Annotated in this window: 13 protein-coding genes; 8 read left to right on the top strand and 5 right to left on the bottom strand. The window is 72.4% G+C overall.

Features of this window, described 5'->3' with window-relative positions:
* Both J2X68_RS36245 and J2X68_RS36240 read right to left on the bottom strand, forming a co-directional pair.
* On the bottom strand, positions 1-1,754 hold a 1,754-nt coding region (locus J2X68_RS36245), incomplete at its 3' end, for a lipopolysaccharide biosynthesis protein (RefSeq protein ID WP_310436859.1).
* A complete protein-coding gene (locus J2X68_RS36240) occupies positions 1,747-2,982 on the bottom strand; it encodes a DegT/DnrJ/EryC1/StrS family aminotransferase (protein WP_310436858.1) in 1,236 nt (411 codons plus the stop codon). The genes J2X68_RS36240 and J2X68_RS36245, both read right to left, overlap by 8 nt.
* Positions 2,983-3,284: 302 nt before the next feature.
* On the opposite strand from J2X68_RS36240, the gene fahA reads away from it, so the two are divergent.
* From fahA to J2X68_RS36200, 8 genes are all read left to right on the top strand, one after another.
* Positions 3,285-4,496: a fumarylacetoacetase gene (fahA, locus tag J2X68_RS36235; protein WP_310436863.1), complete on the top strand. Its 1,212-nt coding sequence runs from the start codon at positions 3,285-3,287 to the stop codon at positions 4,494-4,496.
* 526 nt (positions 4,497-5,022) lie between these two features.
* On the top strand, positions 5,023-5,961 hold the full coding sequence (locus J2X68_RS36230; RefSeq protein WP_310436857.1) for a M56 family metallopeptidase: 939 nt from the start codon (positions 5,023-5,025) through the stop codon (positions 5,959-5,961).
* A 345-nt stretch (positions 5,962-6,306) separates the two neighbouring features.
* On the top strand, positions 6,307-7,095 hold the full coding sequence (locus J2X68_RS36225) for a GntR family transcriptional regulator (protein WP_310436856.1): 789 nt from the start codon (positions 6,307-6,309) through the stop codon (positions 7,093-7,095).
* Positions 7,096-7,290: 195 nt separating this feature from the next.
* Positions 7,291-7,518 carry a ferredoxin family protein gene (locus tag J2X68_RS36220; RefSeq protein ID WP_310436855.1) on the top strand — a complete coding sequence of 76 codons (228 nt, stop codon included), beginning with the start codon at positions 7,291-7,293 and terminating at the stop codon, positions 7,516-7,518.
* A gap of 15 nt (positions 7,519-7,533) precedes the next feature.
* On the top strand, positions 7,534-8,889 hold the full coding sequence (locus tag J2X68_RS36215; protein WP_310436854.1) for an ABC transporter substrate-binding protein: 1,356 nt from the start codon (positions 7,534-7,536) through the stop codon (positions 8,887-8,889).
* Positions 8,886-9,767 carry an ABC transporter permease gene (locus J2X68_RS36210; RefSeq protein WP_310436853.1) on the top strand — a complete coding sequence of 294 codons (882 nt, stop codon included), beginning with the start codon at positions 8,886-8,888 and terminating at the stop codon, positions 9,765-9,767. Before J2X68_RS36215 ends, J2X68_RS36210 begins: the two co-directional genes overlap by 4 nt.
* The gene (locus tag J2X68_RS36205) at positions 9,751-10,572 is read left to right on the top strand and encodes an ATP-binding cassette domain-containing protein (protein WP_310436852.1); all 822 of its coding nucleotides are present in this window, start codon (positions 9,751-9,753) and stop codon (positions 10,570-10,572) included. Before J2X68_RS36210 ends, J2X68_RS36205 begins: the two co-directional genes overlap by 17 nt.
* An 11-nt stretch (positions 10,573-10,583) precedes the next feature.
* Positions 10,584-13,484 (top strand): fumarate reductase/succinate dehydrogenase flavoprotein subunit, encoded by a 2,901-nt coding sequence (locus tag J2X68_RS36200; protein WP_399041668.1) that lies wholly within the window; start codon positions 10,584-10,586, stop codon positions 13,482-13,484.
* 135 nt (positions 13,485-13,619) lie between these two features.
* Here J2X68_RS36200 and recQ read toward each other — a convergent pair whose 3' ends face one another.
* The 3 genes from recQ to J2X68_RS36185 form a co-directional block, all read right to left on the bottom strand.
* Positions 13,620-15,623, bottom strand: a complete 2,004-nt coding sequence (gene recQ / locus J2X68_RS36195) for a DNA helicase RecQ (RefSeq protein WP_310436851.1) — start codon at positions 15,621-15,623, stop codon at positions 13,620-13,622.
* Positions 15,624-15,961: 338 nt separating this feature from the next.
* Positions 15,962-17,620 (bottom strand): NADH-quinone oxidoreductase subunit NuoN, encoded by a 1,659-nt coding sequence (gene nuoN / locus J2X68_RS36190; RefSeq protein ID WP_310436850.1) that lies wholly within the window; start codon positions 17,618-17,620, stop codon positions 15,962-15,964.
* Complete coding sequence (locus J2X68_RS36185; RefSeq protein ID WP_310436849.1) at positions 17,617-19,188, bottom strand: NADH-quinone oxidoreductase subunit M; 1,572 nt, start codon at positions 19,186-19,188, stop codon at positions 17,617-17,619. Before J2X68_RS36185 ends, nuoN begins: the two co-directional genes overlap by 4 nt.
* Between the last annotated feature and the right edge of the window lie 4 nt (positions 19,189-19,192).

Below are 19,192 nucleotides of genomic sequence, written 5' to 3'. Positions count from 1 at the left end.
ACCTCGGCCGTCCCCTCCCGTCTCCGGACCTCGGCCGTCCCCTCCCGTCTCCGGACCTCGGCCGTCCCCTCCCGTCTCCGGACCTCGGCCGTCCCATCGTCCTCCTCACCCCTCTCACCCCCCTCGCTTCTCGCGCTTCCCTGGCCTCCCTGGCTTCCCGCAGGTCTCCTGCTTCCCGCGGGTCCGGTGACGGTGTCGGGCGCGTACGGGGGCCGCTCGATCAGCGCCAGCGTGTCCGCTTGCAGCGCCTCGCGTTCGTACCCGGGCCGCCCTATGAACAGGGCGACGGTGTCCTCGTCGACGCCTTCGCGTTCGTGGGCCGACCGGCGCGCCCAGTGCGTGCCGTACCCGGCGGTGGCGTTCAGGCGTGCCCAACGGGTGCCGTAGTCCGGGGCGGCGGAGGGCCGGCCGACGGACGGACCGCCGTTGCCGCGCAGCGCGGACCGCAGGCCGACGGCGGAGACCGCGGCGATCAGCGTCATGCTGATCAGCACCGCCCAGCCCGCGCCCGCGATCCCGGCCGGGGCGAACAGCAGGGCGGCACTGCCCAGCACCAGCGTGCACATGGCGCCCTGGAGCGCGGCGAGCACCCCGGTGCGGCCCTGCACCCGCAGCACCCCGATGTACAGCTCGACCACGACCCGGGGCAGCGCGCCCGCGGCCAGCAACCGCAGCACGGTGGTGCCGTGCTCGGCGTAGTCCTCGTGGAACGGCAGCAGGATCTGCGGGGCGAACACCATCAGCACCAGCACCACCGGCACCAGCAGCAGCGTCATCCGGCGCAACGCCCCGCGCACGCCCTCGGCGAGCTGGCGCGGATCGTGCGAGGCGTGCGCGGTGAGGGAGGAGGCCATGTTGATGGCCATGAACTCCATCGTGCCGCCCACGGTGTACGCGACGTAGAAGTAGCCGTTCTCCGCCGCGCTGAAGCGGACCGCGACCATCACCGGCAACAGGTTGATCATCGCCAGGCTGAACAGCGCGCCCAGCGAGTCACCGGCCAGGAAGCGGCCCATCTCGCGCAGCCGGGGCGGCTCCAGGTGGTGGTCGGCGGCGGCCTGCCGCGGGATCAGCCGACGGAAGATCAACCAGCCCAGGGGCAGCGTCGAGAACGCGATCGCGACGGCCCAGGACACGAAGATCCCGAGCGCGGGCAGCGCGGTCGCGCACACGATCAGCAGGATCAGTTTGCCGACCGAGAACACCGCGTTGCCGAGGGGCACCCAGCCCGACCTGCGCAGGCCGGTGAGCACCCCGTCCTGGAGCGTGAGCAGCGCCCACGCCACGCAGGCGACGACGAACGCCGACCCCGCGGCGACCGTGCCGAGCGGCGCGTACGTCGCCCCCCACAGGTCCAGGGTGAGCAGGAAGCCGAAGGCGGCGACGGCCACGACCACCGAACTGGCCGCGTACGCCCGCCACACCAGCGAGCCCGTGGCCCGCCCGGCGCGCGGCACGAAGCGGACGACGGCCCCGATCATCGTCGTCGCCGTGATGCTGGCGAGCAGCCGCATCGCCGCGATCGCGGCCGAGCCCTGGCCGACCGCCTCCTCCGAGTAGTAGCGCGCGGCCACCAGCCAGAACCCCAGTCCCAGCACGGCCGACACGCCCGTGCTGAGCATCAGGAAGTAGGCGTTCTTGAACAGGGACGCGGAATCGCGGGTCCTGTCGGCGGGCGCCGCGTCGGACGGTTCCTTTCGGGCGAGCGGCGCCGGGGGGCCGGGCACCTGGGTCTCGGCCTGGGTCTCAGCCACGGGTCGGCTCCAGCCCTCCCGGCGCCTCGGCCGGCCGCACGCCGGACTCCTGGAGGACCTCGACGACCTGCCGGGCCCGCAACGGATCCACGGGCACCGCGTGCCGGGCGAACCAGCGGGCGCCTGCGGGTTCGGGCGACGGGTCGGTGAAGGCGGCACCCGCGTAGTCGTCCAGGGGCGGGTCATAGAGGTACCCGACGACGATGCCCCGCCGCGCGAGCGCGGCCCTCGCGGCGTCCCGGTCGGCGACGAACAGAGGTACCCGGAAAAGGGGTTGGGCCCGGTCGGCGCGAGGAGCCCCGGGCCGCGCCCACGGTGTGGACAGGAGCAGCTCCGTGCCGGCCCGGCAGGCCGTCAGCACCTCGTCCAGGTGGTCGAGCCTGCGGCCGACGCGCCCCGTTCTCAGCGGCCCGGGGCGCAGCCGGTAGTCGTGCATGTCGACGCGGACCCAGGGGTCGTGCGCGGTGAGGTCCGGCGCGGCCTCGACGGCACGGGCCAATTCGGCCGGCCGCAGCGGCATCCGGATCTCCTCCCGCTCCATCAGTCCGAGCAGCCGCATCGTGGCCCAGGCGGCCCGCCGCAGCCGCAGCCCCCGCACGGCCGCCTCCGCGTACGGCCGGACGGTGTAGGCGAGTTCCGCCGTGAACCGTCCCGGCAGCAGCAGGTCCTCGCAGGTCTTCGCCAGCGCGTCGCGCAGTCCCGGGTCGGCGCAGGCCAGGATGCCGCCGGCCTGGGCGCCGACATGCTTGGACAGGCTGAAGACGGCGGCGTCCCCCCAGGCCCCGACCGGTCGTCCGCCCACTTCGCTGCCGATGGCGTGCGCCCCGTCCTCGAACAGCGGGATACCCAGCGCGTCGCACTTCTTCCGCAGGCGCGGGCTGTCGTCCGGGTTGCCGTACAGATTCGTCGTGAGGACGCCGGAGAGCGAGCCCCACACCTCGTCGGGCACGGCATCGACGTCGATCGAGGCGTCCAGCGGGTTCAACGGCGCCTGCACGGGCCGCAGTCCGGCCGCCAGCAGGACGAAGAAGATCACGTCGTCGTTGACCGGCGACATCAGTACCCGGCCGCCGGGCGGGCACCAGTGGCGCAGAGCCACGTACAGCCCGAATCTGCACGACGGCACATACACGCATTCCCGGCCGAGTCTGTCGCGCATGGCCGCTTCCAGCCGTTCCGGCCGTGAGCCACGCCGCGCCGACCCGAGGCCGGCCTCCCCTATGGCCATCCGCCCCCCCAGTTGTGCCAGGGGAAGGCCCCCTCCCCGAGGCCTTCCAGCACCCGCCCAGACTCTCCCCTTTCGCACCACTCCGTCAAGATTGCGGACCCCCCGGCCGACGACGTCGAGTGAGCAACCGGACGCGGAGAGCTGTCGCCCGAGCGGCGCCTGCGGCCCGGCCCCCGTGTCACTTCCGCGGCGTCGGCCGTAACGTGTGCCGCGGCTCGCCGCATCCGCGCGACACCCGTGCGAGGTCCGGCGAGCCCCACATGGCGAGCACCCAAGAGCGCACGAAAGAGAGGCAGTACCCGATGCCCCCCTTCGACCTTCCCGAGGGCGACCCCTTCGGTCCGCACAACCTCCCGTACGGCGTCTTCTCCCTGCCGGGCTCCACGGAGCGGACCGTCGGCGTCCGGCTCGGCGACCATGTCCTCGACGCGGGCGCGGCGGCCCGCGCGCTCGGCTCGCCGCACGCCGGCCTGCTCGCCTCTCCGTCCCTCGACCCGCTGCTGGCGGCGGGACGCACGACCTGGTCGCAGGTGCGCCGAGCCCTGACGGAGTGGGTGACCGACCCCGCCCACCGGCCCACCGTCGAACCGCTCCTCCACCCCCTGTCCGATGTGACCCTGCACCTCCCCTTCCAGGTCGCCGACTACGTCGACTTCTACTCGTCCGAGCATCACGCCCGGAACGCGGGAGCGATCTTCCGCCCGGACGCCGGAGACGTCCTCCTGCCCAACTGGAAGCACCTGCCGATCGGCTACCACGGGCGGGCCGGCACGGTCGTGGTCTCCGGCACGGACGTCGTCCGTCCGTCGGGCCAGCGCAAGGCGCCCGACGAGACGGCCCCCGTCTTCGGCCCGTCCGTACGGCTCGACATCGAGGCCGAGGTCGGCTTCGTGGTCGGCGTGCCCTCCCGGCAGGGCAGCCCGGTCGCCCTGACCGACTTCCGCGAACACGTCTTCGGTCTCTGCCTGCTCAACGACTGGTCCGCCCGTGACCTCCAGGCCTGGGAGTACGTCCCTCTCGGCCCGTTCCTCGCCAAGTCGTTCGCCACGTCGGTGTCGGCGTGGATCACCCCGCTGGAGGCCCTGGAGAACGCACGGGTGACGCCCCCGGAGCGGACCCACCCCCTCCTCCCCTACCTGGACGACGCGAACGCCGAACCCGGCGGCTACGACCTGCGCATCTCCGTCGCGCTCAACGGTCAGGTGATCTCCGATCCGCCCTTCTCCACCATGTACTGGACGGCCGCCCAGCAACTCGCCCACCTCACGGTCAACGGCGCCTCCCTGCGCACGGGCGACCTGTACGGCTCGGGCACGGTCAGCGGCCCCCACCCGCACGAGCGCGGCTCGCTGCTGGAGCTGACCTGGAACGGCCGCGACCCGCTGGAACTCGCCGACGGCAAGCGCACGTTCCTGGAGGACGGCGACGTGGTGACCCTGACGGCCTGGGCGCCCGGCCCCGACGGAGCACGCGTGGGCCTGGGTGAGGTGAGCGGCCGGGTGATCGCCGGGTGACCCACCCGGCGGTGCCAGGCCGCCCGATTCCCTGGCCGGGACGGGGACCAACGCCGAGACCCGCGCCCGATATGGGGAGGGGGCCGGGACCTGCATCCGGGGCGGGGACGGGAACGGCACCTGCGCCCGAGGCGGGACCGCAACCCGCGCCGGTGCCGGGCCGTGTGCCCGCGCCGGTGCCGGGCCGCGTGCCGGTGCCGGTGCCGGGCCGCGTGCCGGTGCCGGTGCCGGGCCGCGTGCCCGCGCCGGTGCCGGGCCGCGTGCCGGTGCCGGTGCCGGTGCCGGTGAGCAAGCCGGTGGTGGGGTGGCGGACCCCCGCAAGGCCGCCGAGTCGGGGCGGACGGGGCTGAATCGGGGCGTCGTCCCGGGCTGACTCCCGGAGGAACCGCCGTCATACTGGCGGCGGGCACGGTTCTCGTGCCGAGCCCGCCGCCCGTGGCAGGCCGCACGCACGCGGGTACGCCGCACGCACCCCGCGCGCACGTGGCCCACGCCGTCCTCCCGACCAGGATCCGGAGCCCATGGCATGACTCTCTGCCTGCTCCTGCTGAGCGTCGTCGCCCTGTCCGCCGCCGTGCCCGTGCCACGGGCGCTCACCAGGTCCGCCTGGCCCGAGCGGGAACCGGTGGTCGGACTGTGGGTGTGGCAGTGCCTGGTCGCCACGGTCCTGCTGTGCTGCCTGACCGCCCTGACCCTGGGCGCCGCCGCCGTGTTCCACACCGTCCGCGCCCGGGTCTTCGCCCCCGCGCCGCCCGGGGTCTCCGAGGCGTACGACCTCTCCGCCGCCCCCCTGTGGGCCGCGGTCCTGACCCTGCTCCTGGCCTGCGGGGCCGCCTGGACCACCGCGATGCTGGCCCGCGAACTCGTCGAGGCCCGCCGGCGCCGCGGCATGACCAGGGCCCACCTGCGGGAACGCGCCCCGGACCTGCCCGCGGGCCTGCCGTCCGCCCGGGGCCCGCTGCTCGTGCTGGAGGACGAGTACCCCGACGCCTGGTGGATGCCGGGCAACCCGCCCCAGTTGATCGTGACGACCGGCGCCCTGCACCGCCTCACCTCCCACCAGCTGGACGCCGTCCTCACCCATGAGCGCGGCCACGCCCGCGCCCACCACGACTGGCTGCTCCACCTGTCGACCGCCCTTGCCACCGGCTTCCCCCGCGTTCCGCTCTTCTCGCACTTCTGCGACCAGACCCACCGCCTGGTCGAACTCGCCGCCGACGACACGGCGTCACGCCGCTGCGGTCACCTGACCACCGCACTGGCCCTCATCGAGCTGAACCAGCACCGGGGCGTCCTGTCCTGCGCCTCCAGCCACCGTCTCCTGGGCGAGCGTGTCGACCGCCTGCTCCAGCCGCCCCCGCGCCTGCTCCGCCGCCAGCGGGCGCTGACGACGACGCTGGCCACCCTCGTGCCGCTGCTGCCCCTGCTGATCACCTTCGCCCCGGGCCTGACGGCGATGTCCTGACCGCGACGTCCTGACAGCGAGGCCCTGACAGCGAGCCCCTGACGGCGAAGGCCTGACGGCGTTCCCCCGACGCCGACGCCCCCACAGCGATGCCTCGAAGGCGTCGTCACGCCGGCCTCGTCCGATCAACGACGCTCGAACGGCGTCGTCCCGCCGGCCCCGTCCCGACGCGCCCTCGTGAAGCGCCAGCCGTGACGCGCTTGCCCCGACAGCCGCGTCCCGACCTGGCGGATCTTGTGCAAGCCGGGCCTGTTCTCCCAGGTCAGCTCCTTGTCTGACGCTCCCGCAGGTGGCGCAACACTCCGGCAACACCCCTTTCCCTACTGGCTCGCTATGGTTCGAAACATGCCACCCACCGACCGCATCCGAGACCACGCCGGCCAGGGCGCGACCACCGTCGCCGCCCACCGTGCGCGGCGTCGGCTGCGAGCGGACCAGGCCCGGCAGCTCGCGGACCTCCTGCGCCGCCAGCTGCTCACCGACGGCTTCCCGGACGGCACGCTCCCCCACGAGTCGACCCTCGCGGGCGACTACCGCGCCTCACGCAACACGGTCCGCCAGGCTCTCGACCTCCTCCGCGCCGAGGGACTGGTGGAGCGTCTGCCGGGCGTCGGCACGGTCGTCGTGGCGCAGAAGTACCCGCACGGCCTGGACCGTCTGATGGGCCTCGCGGAGACCCTGCACGAGCACGGCCACGTCACCAACGAGGTCCGCACGATGGGCCCCGTCGCCGCGCCCGCCCCGGTGGCCGACCGCCTCCACGTCCCGCCCGGCACCGACGTGCTCTACATCGAACGCCTGCGCCGGCTCGGTGGCCTCCCCCTCTCCCTCGATCTCACCTACATCCCGCTCGACATCGGCACCGCCCTGCTCGGCGCCGACCTGGAGAACACCGACGTCTTCCGGCTTCTGGAGGCCGTCACCGGGCAGCGACTCGGGCACGCCGAGATCACTCTCGAGGCGGTGACCGCGGACGCCCACTCCGCCGCCGTACTGGAGGCGCCGCGTGGTGCCGCCGTCCTGATGCTCGAACGCCTCACCCACCTCGCCGACGGCCGCCCGGTGGATCTGGAGTTCATCCGCTTCCGCGGAGACCGCATCTCGATGAGCGGTCTGCTGCACCGCTCCCTCTGATCTCCGCCCACCGGCACCGCAGTCGCCGCGGGCCTTCTCCCCTTCTGCGCCATCCTGCTCGCCCCGCCCCTTCGCCCGCCGCTCGTCCTCTCCGCTTCTTCTCCGCCCTCAACCCTTCATCGTCCGGCACGGCCTCATCGGTTCACCGCCGGGCGGGATTTCGCAGAATTTCCCGGGACTTCTCTGGAGACAGCCATGACCTTGGCACCCCAGCGGGCCGACGTGCCCGTGACCATCGACGAGTCGAAGTGCATCGACGGCTGCACGCTCTGCGTGGACATGTGCCCGCTGGACTCCCTCGCCATCGACCAGAGCAACGGCAAGGCCTACATGCACGTCGACGAGTGCTGGTACTGCGGCCCGTGCGCGGCCCGCTGTCCCACCGGAGCCGTCACGGTCAACATGCCCTACCTGCTCCGGTGAAAGGCCCGAATCTCCATGAAACCCACAGCGACGAAACCCCGGGCGATCGCCGCGACCGCCGCCCTTCTCCTGCTCCCCCTCACCGGATGCGGCAGCGCCGAGGCCGGTAGCGGCTCCACGGTCACCGTCACCGTCGGCTACCAGTCCAAGACCATCAACACCGTCACGGCGGGCACCCTCCTGCGCTCGCTCGGCTACTTCGAGAAGGAGCTGAACGCTCTCGGCGACGGCACGACCTACAGGGTGGACTGGCAGGACTACGCCACCGGCGCTCCCATCAACGCGCAGATGACCGCCGGGAAGATCGACATCGGGTCGATGGGCGACTTCCCGCTCCTCATCAACGCGGCCCGCGGCGATCAGCTCGGCAAGCCCACCCACCTGGTCTCGGTCACCGGCTACAACCTGCGCGGCGGCCTCAACACCATCGTCACGGCGCCCGACTCCGCACTCGCCTCCATCGAGGACCTCAAGGGCAAGAAGGTCTCCACCAGCATCGGCTCCGCCGCCGACGGCACTCTCGTACGGGCCCTGGAGCGGGCCGGCATCGACCCGGCCGAGGGCGTCGAGAAGCTCAACCAGCAGCCTGCCGTCGGGGCGTCGGCCCTCTCCGCGGGCAGCGCCGACGCGCTCTCGCAGTTCGTCGCCTGGCCCGGCCTGCTCGCCTTCCAGGGCAAGGCGAAGGCCCTGTACGACGGCGCCCAGCTGAACCTGCCGACCTTCCACGGCGTCACCGCCCGCGAGGATTTCGCGACGAAGCGCCCGGCCGTGCTGGAGGCGTTCCTGAGGGCGCAGTCGGAGGCCACCGACTACCTCGGCGCGCACCCGGTGGCCGCCGCCGAGAAGGTCTCGCAGGCCACCGGTCTGCCCGCCGAGGTCGTCTACCTCTACAACGGCGCCCACGGCATCTCCACCTTCGACCCGGCCGTCAAGCCACAACTGGTCGAGGTCCTCGAGAAGGACGTCTCGATCCTGAAGGCGGCCAAGCTGACCGGAGACGTCGACGTGGACTCCTTCGTCGACGACCGGTACGTGAAGAAGGCGCTCGGCGCGTCCTACGCGAAGCAGCTCGCCGCCACCCCCGCACCCGCCGCGAGCGAGGTCTGGCCCGAGGGCGCAGCGAAGACCCTCGCCTTCAAGACGCCAGCCGACCTGCTGACCTACGTCGCGCAGCACAAGGACGGCATCCGCGCCGCCTACGTCCCCGACGCCACCACGGGCACCCTGTGGTTCGCCGACAAGGCCGTCTGGGTGGCCGACGGCGCGACGCTGTTGCCGTTCGTCGCTCCGGCGACCGCGCGGGCCTACGTCGGCACCCACGGCGGCGCGCGGGTGGTCACGTACGCCGACGCGCTGGGGCGGGCGTCGTGACCCGGTACGCGCTGCGGGTGGCGTCGGTGGCGGCCGCCCTCGGCCTGTGGCAGCTGCTGACCAGCCTGGACATCGATCTGTGGCTGCGCTTCTCGCAGTTCCCCACGGTCGCCGACGTGGCCCGCGCCTTCGCGGACCGTCTGACCGGCGACGACTACTGGACCGATCTCACCGACAGCCTCACCCGCATCGTCACCGGGTTCCTCCTGGCCGCCGTCCTGGGCGTGGCCACGGGCGTGCTCGTGGCGCGCTCGCGGCTCGCCGAGGACCTGCTCGGCCCGATCCTCGAGGTCGTCCGGCCGATCCCCGCGATCGCCCTGGTGCCCGTCGCGATCCTGCTGTTCCCCTCCAACGAACAGGGCATCGTCTTCATCACTTTCACCGCCGCCTTCTTCCCGGTCCTGGTCTCCACTCGGCACGCCGTCCGCGCGCTGCCTCCCGGGTGGGAGGAGGCGGTCCGCACCATGGGCGGGGGCCGGTGGCGGATCCTCGGCTCGGTCGTCCTGCCCGGGGCGCTGCCGGGCATCTTCGGCGGTCTGTCGGTCGGCATCGGGGTGTCGTGGATCTGTGTGATCTCCGCCGAGATGATCTCCGGCCAGTACGGCGTCGGCTACCGCACCTGGCAGGACTACACCGTCGTCGACTACCCGGGGGTGTTCGTCGGCATGGTCACGATCGGCGTGCTCGGCTGGGCCACGTCCACGGCCGTGGAGCTCCTGGGCCGCCGCCTCACCCGCTGGCTGCCCCGCACCTCGTACGTCCCGGCCGGCCGGCCCCGGTCCGGGAGTCCCCGCGCGGCCGCTCCGGCGTCGGCGACCTCCCCCGCCGTCCCCGCCGGCCACGAACCCGAGGAGGCCCGCGATGAGCACCTCGTCTGAGACCCGTGAGAGCACCCGGACGGACACCGGCGCCGCCACCCCGGCGATCGGCACGCCGACCGGTACGGCCGCACGCGGTACCCGGCTCACCCTCCGCGCGGCCACCCTCGGCCGCCCCGACGCCGCCGCGCTGGCCGATGTCGGCCTGGACGTCCCGCCGGGCGAGATCCTCACCGTCGTCGGCCCCTCGGGCTGCGGCAAGTCGACGCTGCTGCGCACGCTGGCCGGGCTGCTGCCCGCGCTGACCGGAGCCGTGGAGCAGGACGGCCGGCCGATCGGCGGGCCGGCGGCGGACCGCGCGCTGGTCTTCCAGGAGGACGCCCTGCTCCCGTGGCGCACCCTGCAGGCCAACGTCGAACTGCCCCTCGCCATCCAGGGCGCTGCCCGCGCGGAGCGCAGGAAGCAGGCCGCGGCCTGGCTCGAGCGGGTCGGACTCGCCGACCGGGCCCGGCAGTTGCCGCACCGTGTCTCCGGCGGCCAGCGCCAGCGGGCGCAACTGGCCCGGGCCCTCGCCGCGGGCCCGCGCGCCGTCCTCATGGACGAACCCTTCGGCGCCCTCGACGCCCAGACCCGCGCCGGCATGCAGGACCTTCTGGTGGAGGTGCTGCGCGGCTCGGGGGCGACCGTCGTCTTCGTCACCCACGACGTGGACGAGGCCCTGTTCCTCGGCGACCGCGTGGCCCTCCTCGGCGCGGGCCGCCTCCTCGCCGTACGGGACGTGCCGCGTCCCCGCGACCGCGCCGCCCACGACGACCCGGCGCGGGTGGCCCTGCGGCGCGATGTCCTGACCTCACTGAGCATCTGAAAGGCACCCCGGTGGACACCCTCCTCCAGATCCCCGCACCCGGCGACGCCGAGGAGCTGACCTGCGACGTCCTCGTCATCGGGGGCGGTACCGCGGGCACCATGGCGGCCCTGACCGCCGCCGAGCACGGCGCGGACGTCCTGCTCCTGGAGAAGGCCCACGTCCGCCACTCCGGGGCCCTCGCGATGGGCATGGACGGCGTCAACAACGCGGTCGTCCCCGGCCGCGCCGAGCCCGACGACTACGTCGCCGAGATCACCCGCGCCAACGACGGCATCGTCGACCAGTCCACCGTCCGCCAGACCGCCACCCGCGGCTTCGCCATGGTGCAGCGACTGGAGTCGTACGGCGTGAAGTTCGAGAAGGACGAGCACGGCGACTACGCGGTGCGCCAGGTCCACCGTTCCGGCTCCTACGTGCTGCCCATGCCGGAGGGCAAGGACGTCAAGAAGGTGCTGTACCGGCAGTTGCGGCGGCGCGAGATGCGGGAGCGGATCCGCATCGAGAACCGGGTGATGCCGGTGCGCGTGCTGACCTCGCCGGAGGACGGGCGCGCCATCGGGGCGGTCGGTTTCCACACCCGCACGGGGCAGTTCGTCACCGTCCGCGCGGGCGGCGTCGTCCTCGCGACCGGCGCCTGCGGCCGCCTCGGCCTGCCCGCCTCCGGCTACCTGTACGGCACCTACGAGAACCCCACGAACGCGGGCGACGGCTACGCCATGGCCTACCACGCGGGCGCCGAGCTGACCGGCATCGAGTGCTTCCAGATCAACCCGTTGATCAAGGACTACAACGGCCCCGCCTGCGCCTACGTCGCCAATCCCTTCGGCGGCTACCAGGTCAACCGGCACGGCGAACGCTTCGTCGACTCCGACTACTGGTCGGGCCAGATGATGGCCGAGTTCGCGGCGGAGGTCGCCAGCGACCGGGGCCCGGTGTACCTGAAGCTGAGCCACCTCCCCGAGGAGTCGATCTCGGCCCTGGAGTCGATCCTGCATTCCACCGAGCGTCCGACCCGGGGCACCTTCCACTCCGGGCGCGGGCACGACTACCGCACGCACGACATCGAGATGCACATCTCGGAGATCGGCCTGTGCGGCGGTCATTCGGCCTCGGGCGTACGGGTGGACGAGCACGCCCGCACGACCGTCCCCCGCCTGTACGCCGCCGGTGACCTGGCGTGCGTCCCGCACAACTACATGATCGGCGCGTTCGTCTTCGGCGACCTGGCCGGTGCGGACGCGGCCCGGTACACGGCGTACGACGGTGAGCTTCCCGCCGACCAGCTGCGCGAGGCGCACGAGCTGATCTACCGCCCGTTGCGCAACCCGGAGGGCCCGCCGCAGCCCCAGGTCGAGTACAAGCTGCGCCGTTTCGTGAACGACTACGTGGCCCCGCCGAAGTCGGGCGCGCGGCTGTCGTTGGCCCTGGAATCCTTCGAGCGGATGCGCGACGACATCGCGGAGATGGGGGCCCGCACCCCGCACGAGCTGATGCGGTGCGCCGAGGTCTCCTTCATCCGTGACTGCGCGGAGATGGCCGCGCGCGCCTCCCTGGCCCGTACCGAGTCCCGCTGGGGCCTCTACCACGACCGCCTCGACCACCCTCGCCGCGACGACGCCTCCTGGTTCCATCACCTCGATCTGCACAAGTCCCCCTCCGGTGCGATGGAGTTCACGGCCCGGCCCGTGGCTCCGTATCTGGTTCCGGTCGACGGGTTCGCCCCCGTCGGCGGTCCGTCCCGGCCGCTCGGCGAAGTCCACCCCGAGGACGTGGCCACGGCCGGTTCACGGGACGTGGCGCCCGTCGCCACCGGGGCCGAGGCCGCCGCTCCTCAGGTCACGGACGTCTCGGCCCTTCCGGCGCCCGAGCCCGCCCCCGATCAGGCCTCCCCCCGGTCGTCCGTGCGTCTTCTCGAACTGGTCGCCCTCGCCGAGGACGAACCCGAACTCGGCTCCTTGCTGCCGTACTTGACCGACGCGGTGGCCGTCGTCCGGCGCGAGGCCGTCGCCGTCCTCACCGAGACCGTGCCGTCGGGCACCGGTCCGGCCCTCGCCGAGGCGCTGCGCGACCCCTCCGCGGACGTGCGCGCCGCCGCGGCGGCCTCGCTGCGCGAACTCGTCGAGACCCTGCCGGCGGAACCGGCCCTGCGCGACGGTCTCGCCGCCGCCCTGGCCGAGCCGGACCCCGTGGTCCGCGCCGCGGCCCTGGACGTGCTGCGTGCCCTGCGCCTCGGTGACACCGCCCTGTTCGCCGGCTCGCTCTCCGACGCCGACATCGCCGTCCGGATCGAGGCCGTCCGCGCCCTGGTCTCGGTGGACGCCGCCGAGGAACTGGCCCGTGCGGCGACCGCCGACCCGTCCCGTGAGGTCCGCGTCACGATCGCCAAGTCCCTGGCCACGGTGGCGGCCGGACGCCTGAACGACACCTCACCGCCGGACGCCGCCCCCGCCGCTCCTCCGGCCTCCGCAACAGCCGCAGCCGCAGCCGCAGTTTCCGGCAGCTGCACTGGCACCGGCACCGATCCGGCTGCCCGCATCGAGTACGACGCCGTCCACGCGGCCCTTGTGGGGCTCGTCGACGACCCCGATGCCCTGGTGCGTGCCGCCGCCTTCGGGGCGCTGGGCACCACCGGCTGCCCGGCGCCCCTCGCCGCACGGGCCGTGGCCGCCCTGGCCGACCCCGCCTGGCAGGTCCGCGCCGGTGCCGCCACCGCGCTGTCGGTGGCCCACCCCGACACCGCCCTGCCCGTCCTCACCGAGACGCTGGCCGACCCGAATGCCGACGTCCGCAAGGCCGCCGTCCTGGCGCTCACCCGGCACCGTGCCTCCGAAGCCGCCCGCGCGGCCCTGGCCACCGCGACGACGGACTCCGACGCGGACGTCAGGGCGTATGCGACGCGTGCGCTATGACCATCCCGCTTCCGCTCGGTCGCCGAACTCCCGCTCGTCCACCGCTCAGTCGCCGCTTCCGCACCCGGTCTCCTCCAGGGCCCCCGTGCCCGGTCCCCCTGTTTCCCCTCACCAGCTCCTCCCTCGGTCCCCTGCCTACATCCAGTCCTCGGGCTCCGGCTCCGCGTCCATCTCGGGCCAGTAGTCCGAGGCGCCCGGGTCCGTCGCGTCACTTCGAGCGGTGGCCCGAGCCGGGTTCTCAGCCGGCGCCGCAGCGGCGGCGCCCGGCTTCCCGCCCAGCGAGGCCAGCACCGCGACCACGCCCTCCCCGTACGTCACCCGCTTCTTCTCGCCGACGCCACTGATGCCGCCGAGCTGCTGCACCGAGGTCGGCCAGGCCGTGGCGATCTCCCGGAGCGTGGCGTCGTGGAAGATGACGTACGCCGGGACGCCCTGCTCGCGGGCCTGCTCGGCACGCCAGGCCCGCAGTGCCTCGAAGGCGGGCAGCAGGTCCTCGGGCAGCTCGGCCGCGGCGGCCTTGGACTTGCTCCTGCCGGAGGAGGAGCCCGACGCCTTCGAGGCCGCCGACTTCTTCGGCTCCTTGCGCAGCGGCACGTCCCGCTCGCGGCGGAGCACCGCCCCGCTGGCCTCCGTCAGCACCAGGGTGCCGTACTCGCCCTCGACCGCGAGCAGCCCCTGGGCCAGCAACTGCCGTACGATGCCACGCCATTCGCCCTCGGAGAGATCCTCACCGATGCCGAACACCGACAGCTGGTCGTGGTCGAACTGGATCACCTTGGCCGTGCGCTTGCCCGTGAGGATGTCGATGATCTGCACCGCGCCGAACTTCTGCCCTCGCTCCCGCTGGAGCCGGACCACCGTCGACAGCACCTTCTGGGCCGCGACCGTGCCGTCCCAGGTCTCCGGTGGCGCGAGGCAGGTGTCGCAGTTGCCGCAGCCCGCCGGGTCCGGTTCCTGGCCGAAGTAGGCGAGGAGCTGTCCGCGGCGGCACTGGGCGGTCTCGCACAGCCCCAGCATCGAGTCCAGGTGCGCGGCGGCCCGCCGACGGAAGGCCTCGTCGCCCTCGCCGGACTGGATGAGCTTGCGCTGCTGGATGACGTCGTTGAGGCCGTACGCCATCCAGGCGGTGGAGGGCAGTCCGTCGCGGCCGCCGCGCCCCGTCTCCTGGTAGTAGCCCTCGATCGACTTGGGCAGGTCGAGGTGGGCGACGAACCGTACGTCCGGCTTGTCGATGCCCATGCCGAAGGCGATGGTCGCGCACACGACCAGGCCCTCCTCCCGCAGGAACCGGGACTGGTGCGCCGCGCGCGTGCCCGCGTCCAGACCCGCGTGGTACGGCACCGCCTCGATGCCGTTGCGGGAGAGGAACTCGGCCGTCTTCTCGACGGAGTTGCGCGAGAGGCAGTACACGATGCCCGCGTCGCCCGCGTGCTCCTCGCGCAGGAAGCTCAGGAGCTGCTTCTTGGGGTCGGCCTTCGGCACGATCCGGTACTGGATGTTGGGCCGGTCGAAGCTCGCCACGAAGTGCCGGGCCGACGGCATGTTGAGGCGCTGGGTGATCTCCTCGTGCGTCGCGCGGGTGGCCGTCGCCGTGAGGGCGAGCCGCGGGACGTCCGGCCAGCGCTCGCCGAGCAGCGAGAGGGACAGGTAGTCGGGTCGGAAGTCGTGGCCCCACTGGGAGACGCAGTGCGCCTCGTCGATCGCGAAGACCGCGATCTTGCCGCGGGAGAGGAGGTTCAGGGTGGAGTCGAGACGCAGTCGCTCCGGCGCCAGGTACAGCAGGTCCAGCTCGCCGGCCAGGAACTCGGCCTCGACCACGCGCCGCTCGTCGAAGTCCTGCGTGGAGTTCATGAACCCGGCGTTCACACCGAGTGCCCGCAGGGCGTCCACCTGGTCCTGCATCAGCGCGATCAGCGGCGAGACGACGATGCCGGTACCGGGCCTGACCAGGGCTGGGATCTGGTAGCACAGCGATTTGCCGCCGCCGGTGGGCATGAGGACGACCGCGTCCCCGCCGGCCACCACGTGCTCGATGACCGCTTCCTGCTCGCCGCGGAAGGCGTCGTATCCGAAGACCCGGTGCAGCGTGGCCAGAGCCTCGCTCTCGGTCTGCTCCGGTGTCCCGGTGATCGCTGTCATCGCGCTGATCCCACCCGTCCCGCCATCGTCTGGTTCCCCGTGCGTCGTCCCTCGACCACTGCCTCAACGATAGGGGTCCGGACTGACAGCACCGGAGTTATCCACAGGCTCGTTCCGGTGACTCTGCGTGATGGTCGGGGCGCTCGCGGGAGAATCCACGAACCCGGCCGCGCACGACGACGAACCCGGCCGGTAGGAGGGTGGCGACCCCGGCCGCCCGCACGACGGCGACAACCCCCGGCCGCCGCCCGTACGACGGCGACGGGCCCGGTCCCCACTCCGGGGAACCGGGCCCGTCGTCACGGCGCGCGCAGGTCGGCGCACCTGCGCCGAGCGGCTCAGCGCACGAACACTCCCGCCTGGTTCGCCAGGTCCAGGAAGTACTGCGGCGCCACGCCGAGCACCAGCGTGACCGCCACGCCCACCCCGATCGCCGTCATCGTCAGCGGCGACGGAACGGCGACGGTCGGGCCCTCCGGCCGCGGCTCGCTGAAGAACATCAGCACGATCACGCGGATGTAGAAGAACGCCGCGATCGCCGACGAGATCACACCGACCACGACCAGCGGGGCCGCGCCACCCTCCGCCGCCGCCTTGAAGACGGCGAACTTACCGGCGAACCCGGAGGTCAGCGGGATACCGGCGAAGGCCAGCAGGAACACCGCGAACACCGCCGCCACCAGGGGTGACCTGCGTCCCAGCCCCGCCCACTTGGACAGGTGGGTCGCCTCGCCACCGGCGTCGCGCACGAGGGTGACCACCGCGAACGCGCCGATCGTCACGAACGAGTACGCGGCCAGGTAGAAGAGCACCGACGAGACGCCGTCCGGCGTGGTCGCGATGACACCCGCGAGGATGAATCCGGCGTGCGCGATGGACGAGTACGCCAGCAGCCGCTTGATGTCGGTCTGGGTGATCGCGACGATCGCGCCGCCCAGCATGGTGACCACTGCCACGCCCCACATGACCGGCCGCCAGTCCCAGCGCAGACCGGGCAGGACGACGTAGAGGAGGCGCAGCAGCGCGCCGAAGGCGGCCACCTTGGTCGCCGCGGCCATGAATCCGGTGACCGGGGTCGGCGCGCCCTGGTAGACGTCGGGCGTCCACATGTGGAACGGCACCGCGCCCACCTTGAACAGCAGCCCCATGACGATCATCGCGGAGCCGACGAGGAGCAGCGCGTCGTTGCCCATGGTGTCGGCGAGCGCCGGGTTCACGTTCTGGACGGTGCCGTCGACGACCTGCGCGAGCGTGCCGTACGACACCGAGCCGGCGTACCCGTACAGCAGGGCGATGCCGAAGAGGGTGAACGCGGAGGCGAAGGCGCCGAGGAGGAAGTACTTGACCGCGGCCTCCTGCGACATGAGCCGCTTGCGGCGGGCCAGTGCGCACAGGAGGTAGAGCGGCAGCGAGAAGACTTCCAGGGCGATGAACAGGGTCAGCAGGTCGTTGGCCGAGGGGAAGACCAGCATGCCGGCGACCGCGAACAGCAGCAGCGGGAAGACCTCGGTCGTCGTGAACCCGGCTTTGACCGCGGCCTTCTCACTGTCGCTGCCGGGCACGGAGGCCGCCTGGGCGGCGAAGGAGTCGACCCGGTTGCCGTGCACCTCGGGGTCGAGGCGCCGTTCGGCGAAGGTGAACAGGCCGACCAGCGCGGCCAGCAGGATCGTGCCCTGCAGGAAGAGGGCCGGTCCGTCGACCGCGATCGCGCCCATGGCCGCGATGCGTGCCTTCGTGGTGCCGTATCCGCCCTCCGCCAGCGCGACGACCGCGGCGAAGGCCGCGACCAGCGCCACGACAGATACGAACAGTTGTGCGTAGTAGCGGTGCTTGCGCGGCACGAACGCCTCGACCAGCACGCCGATGATCGCCGCACCCACGACGATCAAGGTGGGCGACAATTGCCCGTACTCGATCTTCGGGGAGTCGATCTTCGAGATCGGTTCGGCCGCGGTTGCCGCCGTTGTCCACAGGCTGTGGACGGCTGATGCGCTCACTTGGCCGCCTCCACCTCGGGCTGGGGGTCCTTCTTGTGCACGTCGGACAAGGTCTGCTTGACCGCCGGATTCACGATGTCGGTGACGGGCTTCGGATAGACGCCCAGGAAGATCAACAACACGATCAGCGGCGCGACGACCACGAGCTCACGCGCGCGCAGGTCGGGCATCGCCGAGACCTCGGGCTTCACCGGGCCCGTCATCGTCCGCTGATAGAGGACGAGGGTGTAGAGCGCGGCGAGGACGATGCCGAAGGTGGCGACGATGCCGATCGCCGGGTAGCGCGCGAACGTGCCCACCAGGACCAGGAACTCGCTCACGAAGGGCGCGAGCCCCGGCAGCGAGAGCGTCGCCAGACCGCCGATCAGGAAGGTGCCGGCGAGTACCGGGGCGACCTTCTGCACGCCGCCGTAGTCGGCGATGAGCCGCGAGCCGCGCCGGGAGATCAGGAAGCCCGCGACCAGCATCAGGGCGGCCGTCGAGATGCCGTGGTTGACCATGTAGAGCGTCGCCCCGGACTGGCCCTGGCTGGTCATCGCGAAGATGCCCAGGATGATGAACCCGAAGTGCGAGATCGACGCGTACGCCACCAGCCGCTTGATGTCCCGCTGGCCCACGGCGAGCAGTGCGCCGTAGATGATGCTGATCACCGCGAGGACGAGGACGGCGGGCGTCGCCCACTTGCTCGCCTCCGGGAACAGCTGGAGGCAGAAGCGGAGCATCGCGAAGGTGCCCACCTTGTCGACGACCGCCGTGATGAGCACGGCGACCGGGGTGGTCGCCTCACCCATGGCGTTGGGCAGCCAGGTGTGCAGCGGCCACAGGGGCGCCTTCACGGCGAAGGCGAAGAAGAAGCCCAGGAACAGCCAGCGTTCGGTGTTCTTCGCCATGTCGAGCGTTCCGTTGGCGCGGGCCTCGGCGATCTCGGTGAGCGAGAAGTTCCCGGCGACCACGTAGAGGCCGATCACCGCGGCCAGCATGATCAGACCACCGACCAGGTTGTACAGGAGGAACTTCACGGCCGCGTACGACCGTTGCGTCGACGCCACCTCCTCGCCGTGCTCGTGGGCACGGTCCCCGAAGCCGCCGATGAGGAAGTACATCGGGATGAGCATGGCTTCGAAGAAGATGTAGAAGAGGAAGACGTCGGTCGCCTCGAAGGAGATGATCACCATCGCCTCGACGGCCAGGATCAGGGCGAAGAAGCCCTGCGTCGGCCGCCAGCGCTTGCTGCCCGTCTCCAGCGGGTCGGCGTCGTGCCAGCCCGCGAGGATGATGAACGGGATCAGCAGCGCGGTCAGCGCGACGAGCGCGACCCCGATGCCGTCCACGCCCAGCTCGTACCTGACCCCGAAGTCCGCGATCCAGGAATGGGATTCGGTGAGCTGGTAGCGGCCGCCGTCCGGGTCGTAGCGGACCAGGACGACGATCGCCAGGGCGAGTGTCGCCAGGGAGAACACCAGGGCCAGCGATTTGGCGGCGTTGCGCCGGGCGGCCGGTACGGCGGCCGTGAGGACCGCCCCGATCGCCGGGAGCGCCGCCGTCGCTGTCAGCAGAGGAAAGGACATCGGT

Origin of the sequence: Streptomyces sp. 3330, from assembly GCF_031456635.1 — a bacterium.
Taxonomy (GTDB): Bacteria; Actinomycetota; Actinomycetes; order Streptomycetales; family Streptomycetaceae; genus Streptomyces.
The sequence above is the reverse complement of the archived record's forward strand: the minus strand, read 5'-3'. Positions and strand labels throughout refer to the sequence as shown.